Genomic DNA, 10,470 nt, shown 5'->3' on the forward strand with positions numbered 1-10,470 from the left:
GCACGACCATCTGCCGTTCGATGGAGAAGCCCCAGACCATCGTGGGCTTCAAGATCGGCCACGCCCTGGTCGACGAGCTCGATGTTCTCCCCGCGCTGAAGGCCGAGCACGCCTGGCGCAAGATCATTGCCCGGATGCGATACAACGTGTCCGGGCTGAAGAACGGTGTGGACGTGACGACGACCCCCGAGGGGTTCAAGTTCGTCTACCAGCAGTTCGTGAAGCAGCTGCGCGAGAAGCCGGCCCTGCAGGGCATGTACGGTCTGGTGCAAGCCAGCACGTTCGACAACGAGCTGAACCTGCCGCACGACTACATCCCGTCGCTGATGGAGTCCTACCCGGCCCAGCTGATCCTGGCCTACCTGAACGGCCAGTTCGTCAACCTGAACTCGGGGTCGATCTACCACGCCTACGACCGGAAGCTGAATTCCTGCTTCGACACCGTAGAGCCTGGAGAGCCCCTGTTCATCGGCATGGACTTCAACGTCGGCAAGATGGCCGCCATCACGCACGTGAAGCGCGCAGACGGCAAGCCCAGGGCCGTGGATGAGCTGACCGACGGCTTCGACACCCCGGACATGATCCGACGTATCAAGGAACGCTACTGGCGGCACAACGGCAGGGACTACGAGAAGACCTGCGAGATCAGGATCTATCCCGACGCCTCGGGCGGGTCGCGCAAGTCGGTGAACGCCAGTGAGACGGACATCGCCATCCTGCGCCAGGCCGGGTTCACCGTCATCGCTCCAGATGCAAACCCGCCGGTGAAAGACCGCATCAACGCCATGAACGCGATGTTCTGCAACGCGAATGGCGAGCGCCGATATCTGATCAACCCACTGCGCTGCCCGACCTATGCAGATGGCTTGGAGCAGCAGGTATGGGCTGCCAACGGTGAGCCCGACAAGAAATCTGGCGTGGACCACGCGAACGACGCGGGCGGCTACTTCATTCACCACGACTACCCGATCAGCAGGCCGGTTACCCACGTACCAATCACGTTCACTTTCTGAGGCCACCCATGCCGAACTTCATTCCCCGGGCAGAGTACTCGGAGGCCTTGCCCGGCTGGCAGCTGGTCAAGCGCTGCGTGGCGGGCGCCCGCGAGGTGCGCAAGCACGATATCTACTTGCCGATGCCGGACCCGGAGAACAAGTCTCCCGAGAACCAGGCGCGGTACAAGCAGTACAAGAAGCGTGCGATGTTCCTGAACATCACCGGGCGCACGCGCACCGGCCTGCTGGGTGCCGTCTTCCGCAAGACTGCAGAGTTGGCTTTGCCCGCCGGGGTCGAGTACCTCAAGGAGAACGCCAGCGGCGACGGTACGAGCCTGGAGCAGCTGTCCAAAGATGCCGTGGGCGAATGCCTGGACGCCGGTCGCGGCGGCTTCCTCGTGGACTTCCCTGCCGTTGAGGGCGTGTCCTCGATGGCTGACATGCAGGGCCGCAGCGCGCTGATTCACCACTACGGCGCCGAGTCGATCATCGACTGGGACGAGCAGGTGGTCGATGGCGTGAAGCGCCTGGTCTATGTCTGCCTGCTGGAGTGCGTGTCCGTGTTCAGCCCGGACAGCCTGGAGCGCACAACGAGCACCCAATACCGCGTGCTGCTGCTGGTTGATGGCCGCTACGTCCAGCGCGTCTACGCCGAAGACGGCAACACCTACACCGAGGTCGCGCCGCTCGACAAGAATGGCCGCCCGTTCGATCACATCCTGTTCAGCTTTTACGGCGCCCAGAACAACGACGCAAGCGTCGACAAGTCGCCTCTTGAAGACCTGGCCGATGTGAACATCCTGCACTACGGCAACAGCGCTACGGTGGAGGAGAGCGGCTTCATCAGCAGCCAGCCCACGCTGTTCATCACGACCGACATCAGCGCTGACGAGTTTGCCAAGGTAAACCCGAACGGCATGCACATCGGCTCGACCCGGGGTTACAACCTGGGTAAGTCCGGTGATGCAAAGCTTGTCCAGGCAACCGAGAGCCAGCTGGCCCGCACGCTGATGAAGGACAAGGAAGAGCAGATGCTGATGATCGGCGCTCGCATCGTGCAGAAAGCGGGCGGCGCCGAGACAGCAGAGGCCGTGCGCATCCGCTACAGCTCGGACAACAGTGTGCTGGGTACCATTGCGGGCAACGTGTCAGAGGCCCTGAAGCGGGCCATCCTCGACGCAGAGCGCTTCATGATGGGTGAGCCGGATGAGGCTGGGACGGTCTTCTGGCTCAACCAATCGTTCTTTGACGAGACGATGACCGCCCAAGACATCCTGGCCCAGGTCCAACTATGGCAGCAGGGCCTGATTGCGAAGTCGGACCTGCGCACGAACCTGCGCCAGGGTGGTGTGCTGGAGGCGGATCGCACCGACGAGCTGATCGACCTGGAGCGCGAGAGCGAGGCTCCGGTAACTGGCGGGGTCACGGTCGAGGCGGAGGAGTAAATGAGCGCTGACGGATATCTGGAGGATGAGGCCACCCGGCACGCCATCTACGTCCAGCTCTATGCGGCGCACAACGCCGAAGAGATCGCAGCATTCATCGCCCAGGCCATTGATGTTGCCAAGAGCAGGGTGGCTGAAGGCCTGAGCGCATACGGCACCAGGCGCTACGAGCAGCAGATCAGGGTTCTGCAGAAGGACTTGGCCGGGATCTACACCGGGATGAAGGGCCAGATGGAGCTTGAACTTCAGTCCTTCGCCGGCGTGGAGGCCAAGTACAACATCGACCTGCTGGAGCAGGTGGTGAAGCCAAGGGTTCAGCTCAACACTCCTTCTCCGCAGATCGTCACTTCGGCGGCCAAGCTTGATCCGATGGCATTGGAGGCTCGCAAGGGCGTCCAGAAGATCAGCATCAGCGGCGCGCTGGACGAGTTCGGCACCAAGAAGGCCGCCGACATCCTCAGCGAGATCAAGATCGGTTCTGCGCTGGGCGAGACCACTCCGGCAATCGCCCGGCGCCTCAACAGCCTGCACCAGGTGCAGCGTGATCAGGCGTCAGCGCTGGTGAGAACGGCCACAAACCACATCGCCAGTACCGCCCGGGTCGAAACGCTGAAGGCGAACGACGACATTCTGCTGGGCATGCGCCGTATCGCCACGCTCGACTCAAGAACGTCGCTGTACTGCATGAGCATTGACCGGACGATTATCCCGCTTGATGGGCCACGGCCGCCATACCACTGGAACTGCCGGACTACCGTCATCCCGGTGCTCAAGCCTGAGTACGAGCGGAAGATCCCTGGCTCAACGCGGCCATCGGTTGGGCCGGACGGCACGAAGCCTGTGGCCAGTGACACCAGCTACCCCGAATGGCTGGCGCGCCAGTCAGCGGGCTTCCAGAAGGAGGTGCTTGGGCCCTCCCGGTATGCCCTGTTCAAGAAAGGCGAATTGCCTATTGAGCGATTCACGGACGCCAACGGCAAAACGCTGAATCTTCAACAGCTGCGCGAACGCGAACCTGAGGCTTTCGAGCGGGCCGGCCTGAACTGGTCCGCGCCACAAAACACAGCGCCTTGATTTTGTGGCGCGCAGTTCCAAGCCCTGGCTGAGCCGGGGCTTTTTTGTATCCGCAGGCAGGGCCTGCTCAACGTCTCTGGGAGACAGCAATGACCTTGAAATTCCAACTGGACAGCCTCGAAGGCGTCGAAGAATCGGTAGCAGCCCTGTACGTCGAGAAGGACGGCAAGTTTGTCCTGGGTATCGAGGGCCTGCCGCAGCAGGAGGACGTCACCGGGCTGAAGGCCAAGGTGGAAGAGCTCCTGGGCGAGAAGAAGGCCGCCGAGAAGGCCCGTCGCGAGGCCGAAGACAAGGCCCGTGCCGAGGCTGAAGAAGCCGCTCGCAAGTCCGGCAACGTCGAGGAGCTGGAGAGATCCTGGTCCGAGAAGTACGCCCGCCGCGAGGCGGAGCTGACCGGCCAACTCGAAAGCACCAACAGCACCCTGCAAGGACAGATCCGGGATCTGACCGTGGGCCGCACCGCGACCGAGATCGCTACCACCCTGGCTGTTCCAGGCAGCGCCAAGGCATTGCTTCCCCATATCGAACGCCGGCTGAGCGTCGAGCAGCGCGACGGTAAACCCACCGTTGTCGTGCTGGATGCCGCCGGCAAACTCTCCGCGGCAACGCTGGACGAGCTGAAAGCAGAATTTACCAACGATCCGGCCTTTGGCCCGCTGATCGCTGGCAGCAAGGCATCTGGCGGCGGGGCCGGGGGTGCAGGCAAGGGCGGCGGGGCCGCAAAAGGCAATTTCGGCGGTAACAAAGCGGAACGCACGGCGGCAATCGCCAGCCGGTTCCCAGACCTCCCTCAATCGTAAGGAAAACACCTATGTCCCTGTCGCAAATGCAGGTTTTCAACGAGTACATCATGCCGGCGACCATCGAGACGCTGGATCAGATGCTCGTTGCGTTCAACGCCGCCAGCCGCGGCGCCATCGTGCTGTCCCCGGACGGCTTCACCGGCGACTTCCTGCAGGAGTCGTTCTTCCAGACCCTGGCAGCCGCCCAGCGCCGCGTTGATCGCTACGCCGCCAACGGCGCCGCGCCGATCACCGACCTGACCGAGCTGAAAAACACTTCGGTGAAGGTTGCTGGTGGCTTCGGTCCGATCCGCTACGAACCTTCGCAGATGACCTGGCTGGAGCGCCCGACCGCCCAAGGCATTGAGGTAGCGTCCCGCGCGTTCGCCGAGATCCTGCTGAAGGACCAGCTGAACACCGCCATCGCCGCCCTGGTCGCTGCGATCACTGCCCAGGCTGCCGCCGTGAACGATGTGTCGGCCACCGCCGGTATCACCTATGCCGGTCTGAACAACGCCCACGCGAAGTTCGGCGATGCTAGTCAGAACCTGATCACCCAGGTTATGCAAGGCACCACCTACCACAAGCTGATCGGTCAGAACCTGGCCAACCAGCAGCAGCTGTTCCAGGCGGGCAATGTCCGCGTGATCGACATTCTCGGCAAGGTGTCGGTGGTTACCGATGCTCCTGCCCTGATGCAGGCTGGTGTGGATCCTGCGCCGGACAAGGAAATCATCCTGTCCCTGGTCCAGGGTGCGGCTCTGGTGCACGACGGTCGCGACATCATCAGCAACGTCCAGACCACCAACGGTAAGGAGCGGATCGAAACCACGCTGCAGACCGACTACACCTTCGGCCTGGGTCTCAAGGGCTACACCTGGGATGTAACCGCCGGCGGCAAGTCCCCGACCGATGCCGAACTGGCCACCGGTACCAACTGGGACAAGACCGCCACCAGCATCAAGCACACTGCCGGTGTGGCTCTGATCGGTGACGCCTCCAAGTAACCCTTATGGTGGGCTGGGCCTGGGGCCTGGCCCGCTGAGGACGTGAGCATGAGTAAGAACAACATCTGGTACCTGGCTGGCCCGTTCCACCAGTACCAGGAAGATGTAAAGGCCCTCGCCAAAGAGCATGGCCTGGTCATCATTGACGCCAACGCAGCTACCAGTCGCAAGGGCGAGGCCGGCGATGTGCCGGAGGTAACCATTCGCCCTGAGCTGAAGGCCGTGGCGGTGGTTGTCGGGGCGGGCGGACTGAGTCAGGACGTTATCGACCGTCTGACTACCGAGCTGGCCTCGGTGGGCGTCATCGTCGAGTCGTTCGCATCGCAGAGCCTGGAGCGCCCTCATGGCGAACTTGGCGAGACCGCTGGCCGGCTGTTCCAGGTGCTGGATGCGGTCAATGCTGGCATCGCCGGCCTGCAGCGTGAGCGCGACGGCGAAGTGCAGAAGGTGGCAGGCCTGGAGCAGGAGAAGGCAGAACTGCTGAAGCAGAATGCCGAACTGCTCAAGCAAATCGAATCCCTCAAGGCGGCTAACTCTGACCCCGAGGTCGAGGCGCTGAAGGCCAAGCTGGATCAAGCGGGCGTCTCCTACCGAGCCAATGCTTCGAAAGAGGCGCTGCAGAAGCAGGTCGCCGAGCTCGACAAACAGTAACCCTGGGGCTGCGGCCCCACTCATTCGTGCGGAGGCCTGATGGCTACCTACATCACCGTGGCCGACGTGGATACCATCCTTGGGGCCGGCTGGGCAGCAGCAGAGCTCAAGGAAGAGGCGGTTTTCGAGGCGAATGCCTACCTGACGTCGCTCAACCTGGTCGGCATCGACATGGAGGATATCCCTGACGATGTGAAGCAGGCAGGCGCCCGGCTGGCCAAGTGCGCGTCCCAAGGCAAGCTTTACCAGCAGCAGACCGAGGGATCGCTTGAGGCTAAGACCGTCAAGGCCGGCTCGGTAACGACCAGCAAGACCTTCGGCTCGATCGACAAGACCACCACGGCCGCGCAGCCCACCTGTGTGCAGCTGGCTCTGGCCCTGCTCACGCCTTGGCGCAGCAACCCGTTCGCCTTCGCTGTGAAGAGGGGTTAGAGATGGGCCTTCGCGACGATATCCAGGCCGACCTGGCCGAAGCCTTCGATGATGATCTGGCTGATGCGGTGTCCACCTTCACCGGATCTTATATGGGGCCGGGTGCGTGGGACCCTGTGAGCGAAACGTCCACGACCCAGCCCGTCACCTATACCGGGCGCGGCGTGCTCGACAGCTACGACAGCCGCCGCATAGATAGTGTGAACATCCTCGTGGGCGACGTACTGCTGATCTGCCTGGTAAACGAAGTCACGGACAGGCCGGCCGTCGGCCACCAAATCACTGTCGATGACCTTATCACTGGCCAGCCGGTGACATACCGAGTCATCAGCCCTGAAATCGACCCGGCCAAAGCCCACTACGAGATCCAGCTGAGGAGGCCGTAATGGCTGGATGGAGCATTCCACCTACCGTATTCGCTGATCAGATTGAAAGCGACCTGGTGAAGCAGGCGAGAATCATCGCCATGGCATTGCTCGGCGAGATCGTCCTGAGGTCTCCCGTAGACACCGGCCGGTTTCGTGGCAATACCGTGGTGAGCATCGGGTCTCAGATTCTCTCGAATAGCGACACCGTAGACAAAACTGGATCGGCGACTATCGCAGCGGGCCAAGCGGTGCTGACTGGGCTAAAGCCGTACACGGTGATCTACATCCAAAACAACCTCCCATACGCCGATAAGCTGGAGAATGGGCACTCTAAGCAGGCTCCCAATGGCGTATTTGGCCTTGCCTTCACCGGCGTGGCAGCGGCGTACTCGTCATGACCTATGAGCAGATTCGACAGGCAATAGTGGCTCGCATGGTGTCATTCACCGCAATTGACCAGGCGAGAATCCTTTATCCGAATGCCCAGATCCCTTCGACGAGCCAGGACAGCTCCGGCGCGTTTAAGCCTCCTGCTACAGGTCTTTGGTGCAGGCTTCATATCGGTCATGCGACGGCTTTCATGGCCGGCATGGCTGATCGCCCATACACCAGGAAGCCAGGAATAATCACGGTTCAGTGCTTTGCGCGGTTGCAAACTGGGATCAAGGGATTGAACGAGCTTGCCGACGCGCTGGAGGCACACTTCGCATACTGGAGCAGTGGAGACCTTGAGTGCATTGAGACCAGCCAGGTAGACGCAGGTGAGTTCGAGGGCTTCTACCAGATCAATGTGAACACCCGGTTCCACGCCGGCTGACCCTAAACACCAAGACCCACCCGCCGCGAGCGGGTTTTTTTATGCCCGCAGAACGGAGATAACCCATGAGCAGCGGCGCCCAAGTCACCAGCTACCTGATTCCCGAGGTCACCCCGGGCGTCACTCCACCAACCGGCGCTTGGGATACCCTGCGCCTGACCAGCAATACCCTGTCGCCGACCGTGAACACCCAGGTCAGCGATGAAATCACCGACTCCCGTATCAGCCAGGGCTCGGTCGTGTCCAGCGCCGACATTCAAGGCGATCTGGTAGGCGAGCTGTCCTACGGCACTTTCGATAAGCTGCTGGAGGCCGCCTTCTACGGCACCTGGACTGGTGACGTCCTGACCGTGGGTAGCACCCGCCGCACCTTCACCGTCGCGAAGAACTTCAACGACGTGAGCGTATACGCCCTGTTCAAGGGCATGCACGTTTCGGTCTTCGCCCTCGATGTCCCGTCAGACGGCAAGATCACCGCCACCTTCACCATGGCGGGCCTGGACTATGCCGACGGCGACACCAACACCGTTGCCACCATCACCCCACCGACCGCCACCCCGTTCATGTCGAACCTGAACGTGGGCAGTATCACAGTGGACGGCGTCAGCCTGGAAGGCTCGGCCTGCGTATCGGCCTTGACCGTCAACTTGGACAACAGCCTGCAGGCTCAGCGCTGCATCGGTAGCGGCAAGCTTGGCCCCGGCGCCCAGATCGCCACTGAAGCAGCGATCACCGGCACCGTCACCCTAGCCTGGTCGAACCGCGCCTGGCAGATCTGGAAAAACACCTTCAGCCGCAAGACCATTGCGGTGGCGTTCCCGATCACTGACAGCCTGGGCAACCGCTACGACCTGTCGTTCCCGGCCCTTGAGGTGGATGGCGACCTGCCAAACGGCGGCAAGCGCGACTTGATCGAGGTCACGCTGAACTACACCGTTGCCAAGCAGGCCCCGACCATTACCCGAGTGCCATTCGTACCGGTCTCCAGCGTGTCGGTGGCCCCGACCACTGCCTCGATTGCCGTAGCGGCGACCCGCCAGCTGACCGCATCTGCGCTGCCATCGGGTGCAGCCCAGTACGTCACCTGGTCCAGCTCGGCGCCGTCGATCGCAACGGTCAACTCCTCCGGCCTGGTCACCGCCGTTGCCGTTGGGTCGGCAGTCATCACCGCTACCAGCGTTTCGGACCCGACCAAGACCGCTACTTCGGCCATCACGGTCACCGCGTAACCCGCATCACCTTTCGGTCGCTCCGGCAATAACGCCGGCCGGGGCGGCCTCTTTTATGGCGTGGCGTGAGGATGATTCATGGCTCTCAAATTGAAAAAGACTGACACCAGCAAGAGCGGTGAGGCGCGCTGGGAGAAGTTCGACGAAGACACTCAGGTACTGCTGATGCCGCTGGATAATCAGCAGTATCAGATCGCGCTGGAGCGTATGCGCCGTCGCCTAGATCGCAATGACGCCCAGTTCGGCGAAGGCTCGGTTGGCGTGATCGCTGGCGAGAAGACTGAGCATGATAACCACTGCATGCTGCTGGCCCAGTTCATCCTGCAGGACTGGCAGGGCGCCCAAGACGAGGATGGAAACCCGCTGAAGTACAGCGAGGCCATCGCCACCGAAATGCTGCGCGGCGATACCGATTTCTTCGTGTTTGTCATCAAGCGAGCAGCAACCATCGCGGCCGACAACAAAAAGGAGCAGGAAGAGATCAAGGGAAAGCAGTCGACCGCTTCAAATGGGAGCGAGACTGGGGTTCTTCAAGCGTAAAGAAGAGCCTCATCTACCAGAAGCTGCGTATCGCGGTTCCGGATGAGCCGGCGCAGGACGTGATCACCAGCAGCCTGCTGAATGCCTTCCGCAATGCATCCCGCGCTCGTCGATACCTGGTAGGGGCCACTGCCGTGCAGCCGTTGCGCCTATCGGCCAGGGAGATCACCGACTGGCTTGAAGTTCATCCGCTGCCACTGCCTCGGCTGATCATCGATGAGGTGATGTTTGCCTTGGATGAGCTGGCTCTGGCAGAAGGTGAGGAAGGCTCGGATTAGTTGGCAAATCCTTCAGCCCTTAAGCATCCGGCAGGTTTCTGTGATCCTCCTGGATTTTTCGGCTGCGCTCGGCCCAGTATTTCGTGGGATCAGCCTTTTGGCGCCTGAGATCAGCCGCCCTCATCCCAGAGCGGGCCATAAGGAAGATCACTGGAACACCAATCAGTGCGACTAGGAGCCATGGCGCTTTGAACGCAATGAAGAAAAAAGCAAAGATGAGCAGAATCAGGCCCAGCCCCACTAGCGAATCTCTGAACGTGGGCGCCTCGACGACTTGATTGGGGCGAGAGCCGCCGGCCTTGAACAGATGAGAGGCTGACAAGCCTGTGCCAGGCAAGCCAGCAGTCACGCGAGTTCCTCTCTTGCTAACGTTAACCATTGCGCCTTTGCGGCCAATGGAGGCACTGACACCTGTTTTGCTTACGTTCAGGCGTAGCCCGGGTGCGATTTTAAAGCTCTTCCGGAAACGGATGGCCATGACAATTCCTTTTGATGGATGTTGCGCATTCTAACCATCTCGATGGCGATTGCGGGATTTTGGTGCTTCTTTCCAGTGATGGTAGATTACCTCCATCTACAAGGAGGTCAGCGATGAATCCAGCAACAGCAACCAGGCAAGAGATACGGCAGTTCGTACTTGAGCGAGAGCAGGCGCGCCTTGCTATCGCTAAGGTTGGCGGGAGCATCCAGCACGCCGAACTCGACCAGCAGGACGAGCTTGGTGAGTTGCTGAAAGACCTAAGCTTTGAAGAAAAGGAAAGGTTTTTGAATATCTACACCGAGGAGGGTATCGCTCGAATCCACATCAATTCGCAAGCTGACTCAGAAAAGTTTGTCTCCGACATGAGGAGT

The 10,470-nt window shown here is 61.1% G+C and carries 15 protein-coding genes; 14 read left to right on the plus strand and 1 reads right to left on the minus strand.

The genetic code is table 11. The features are described from left to right. From HP546_RS19170 to HP546_RS19230, 13 genes are all read left to right on the plus strand, one after another. Positions 1–1,013, plus strand: a 1,013-nt coding sequence (locus HP546_RS19170) for a terminase large subunit domain-containing protein (RefSeq protein WP_172228378.1), incomplete at its 5' end; no start/stop codon positions are given. Between the two features lie 8 nt (positions 1,014–1,021). Then, a complete protein-coding gene (locus HP546_RS19175; RefSeq protein ID WP_172228380.1) occupies positions 1,022–2,440 on the plus strand; it encodes a DUF4055 domain-containing protein in 1,419 nt (472 codons plus the stop codon). Then, entirely contained in the window at positions 2,441–3,514 is a 1,074-nt protein-coding gene (locus HP546_RS19180; RefSeq protein WP_172228382.1) for a phage minor head protein, read from the plus strand. A gap of 89 nt (positions 3,515–3,603) precedes the next feature. Beyond that, entirely contained in the window at positions 3,604–4,314 is a 711-nt protein-coding gene (locus HP546_RS19185) for a hypothetical protein (protein ID WP_144000258.1), read from the plus strand. Between the two features lie 11 nt (positions 4,315–4,325). Next, a complete protein-coding gene (locus HP546_RS19190) occupies positions 4,326–5,303 on the plus strand; it encodes a major capsid protein (protein ID WP_144000257.1) in 978 nt (325 codons plus the stop codon). Between the two features lie 48 nt (positions 5,304–5,351). Next, the gene (locus HP546_RS19195) at positions 5,352–5,954 is read left to right on the plus strand and encodes a hypothetical protein (protein WP_144000256.1); all 603 of its coding nucleotides are present in this window, start codon (positions 5,352–5,354) and stop codon (positions 5,952–5,954) included. A 39-nt stretch (positions 5,955–5,993) separates the two neighbouring features. Further along, positions 5,994–6,386, plus strand: a complete 393-nt coding sequence (locus HP546_RS19200; protein ID WP_144000255.1) for a protein singed — start codon at positions 5,994–5,996, stop codon at positions 6,384–6,386. A gap of 2 nt (positions 6,387–6,388) precedes the next feature. Further along, a complete protein-coding gene (locus HP546_RS19205; RefSeq protein ID WP_144000254.1) occupies positions 6,389–6,772 on the plus strand; it encodes a glutamate 5-kinase in 384 nt (127 codons plus the stop codon). Next, positions 6,772–7,152, plus strand: coding sequence for an HK97 gp10 family phage protein (locus HP546_RS19210; protein WP_144000253.1), 381 nt, complete (start codon positions 6,772–6,774; stop codon positions 7,150–7,152). The genes HP546_RS19205 and HP546_RS19210 overlap by 1 nt, the downstream gene beginning before the upstream one ends. Then, positions 7,149–7,571, plus strand: a complete 423-nt coding sequence (locus tag HP546_RS19215) for a hypothetical protein (RefSeq protein WP_144000252.1) — start codon at positions 7,149–7,151, stop codon at positions 7,569–7,571. Before HP546_RS19210 ends, HP546_RS19215 begins: the two co-directional genes overlap by 4 nt. Positions 7,572–7,636: 65 nt before the next feature. Then, positions 7,637–8,800 carry a phage tail tube protein gene (locus HP546_RS19220; RefSeq protein WP_172228384.1) on the plus strand — a complete coding sequence of 388 codons (1,164 nt, stop codon included), beginning with the start codon at positions 7,637–7,639 and terminating at the stop codon, positions 8,798–8,800. A gap of 78 nt (positions 8,801–8,878) precedes the next feature. Next, positions 8,879–9,340: a hypothetical protein gene (locus HP546_RS19225; RefSeq protein WP_172228386.1), complete on the plus strand. Its 462-nt coding sequence runs from the start codon at positions 8,879–8,881 to the stop codon at positions 9,338–9,340. 59 nt (positions 9,341–9,399) lie between these two features. Beyond that, the gene (locus HP546_RS19230; protein WP_019751371.1) at positions 9,400–9,618 is read left to right on the plus strand and encodes a hypothetical protein; all 219 of its coding nucleotides are present in this window, start codon (positions 9,400–9,402) and stop codon (positions 9,616–9,618) included. A 19-nt stretch (positions 9,619–9,637) separates the two neighbouring features. Here the strand turns inward: HP546_RS19230 and HP546_RS19235 are convergent, their stop codons facing one another. Next, on the minus strand, positions 9,638–10,096 hold the full coding sequence (locus HP546_RS19235) for a DUF4236 domain-containing protein (RefSeq protein ID WP_019751372.1): 459 nt from the start codon (positions 10,094–10,096) through the stop codon (positions 9,638–9,640). Positions 10,097–10,209: 113 nt separating this feature from the next. Between HP546_RS19235 and HP546_RS19240 the strand changes: the two genes are divergently transcribed. After that, a partial coding sequence (locus HP546_RS19240; protein ID WP_172228388.1) for a hypothetical protein occupies positions 10,210–10,470 on the plus strand: 261 nt, incomplete at its 3' end.

The organism is Pseudomonas sp. CM25 (assembly GCF_013179705.1).
In the GTDB taxonomy this organism is placed as follows: Bacteria; Pseudomonadota; Gammaproteobacteria; order Pseudomonadales; family Pseudomonadaceae; genus Aquipseudomonas.

What these genes read in the sequence shown, in the direction of transcription:
- HP546_RS19195 (WP_144000256.1), top strand. Translation starts at nt 5,352, where the DNA reads ATGAGTAAGAACAACATCTGGTACCTGGCTGGCCCGTTCCACCAGTAC.
- HP546_RS19175 (WP_172228380.1), top strand. Translation starts at nt 1,022, where the DNA reads ATGCCGAACTTCATTCCCCGGGCAGAGTACTCGGAGGCCTTGCCCGGC.
- HP546_RS19180 (WP_172228382.1), top strand. Translation starts at nt 2,441, where the DNA reads ATGAGCGCTGACGGATATCTGGAGGATGAGGCCACCCGGCACGCCATC.
- HP546_RS19190 (WP_144000257.1), top strand. Translation starts at nt 4,326, where the DNA reads ATGTCCCTGTCGCAAATGCAGGTTTTCAACGAGTACATCATGCCGGCG.
- HP546_RS19205 (WP_144000254.1), top strand. Translation starts at nt 6,389, where the DNA reads ATGGGCCTTCGCGACGATATCCAGGCCGACCTGGCCGAAGCCTTCGAT.
- HP546_RS19235 (WP_019751372.1), bottom strand. Translation starts at nt 10,096, where the DNA reads ATGGCCATCCGTTTCCGGAAGAGCTTTAAAATCGCACCCGGGCTACGC.
- HP546_RS19200 (WP_144000255.1), top strand. Translation starts at nt 5,994, where the DNA reads ATGGCTACCTACATCACCGTGGCCGACGTGGATACCATCCTTGGGGCC.
- HP546_RS19215 (WP_144000252.1), top strand. Translation starts at nt 7,149, where the DNA reads ATGACCTATGAGCAGATTCGACAGGCAATAGTGGCTCGCATGGTGTCA.
- HP546_RS19225 (WP_172228386.1), top strand. Translation starts at nt 8,879, where the DNA reads ATGGCTCTCAAATTGAAAAAGACTGACACCAGCAAGAGCGGTGAGGCG.
- HP546_RS19210 (WP_144000253.1), top strand. Translation starts at nt 6,772, where the DNA reads ATGGCTGGATGGAGCATTCCACCTACCGTATTCGCTGATCAGATTGAA.
- HP546_RS19185 (WP_144000258.1), top strand. Translation starts at nt 3,604, where the DNA reads ATGACCTTGAAATTCCAACTGGACAGCCTCGAAGGCGTCGAAGAATCG.
- HP546_RS19220 (WP_172228384.1), top strand. Translation starts at nt 7,637, where the DNA reads ATGAGCAGCGGCGCCCAAGTCACCAGCTACCTGATTCCCGAGGTCACC.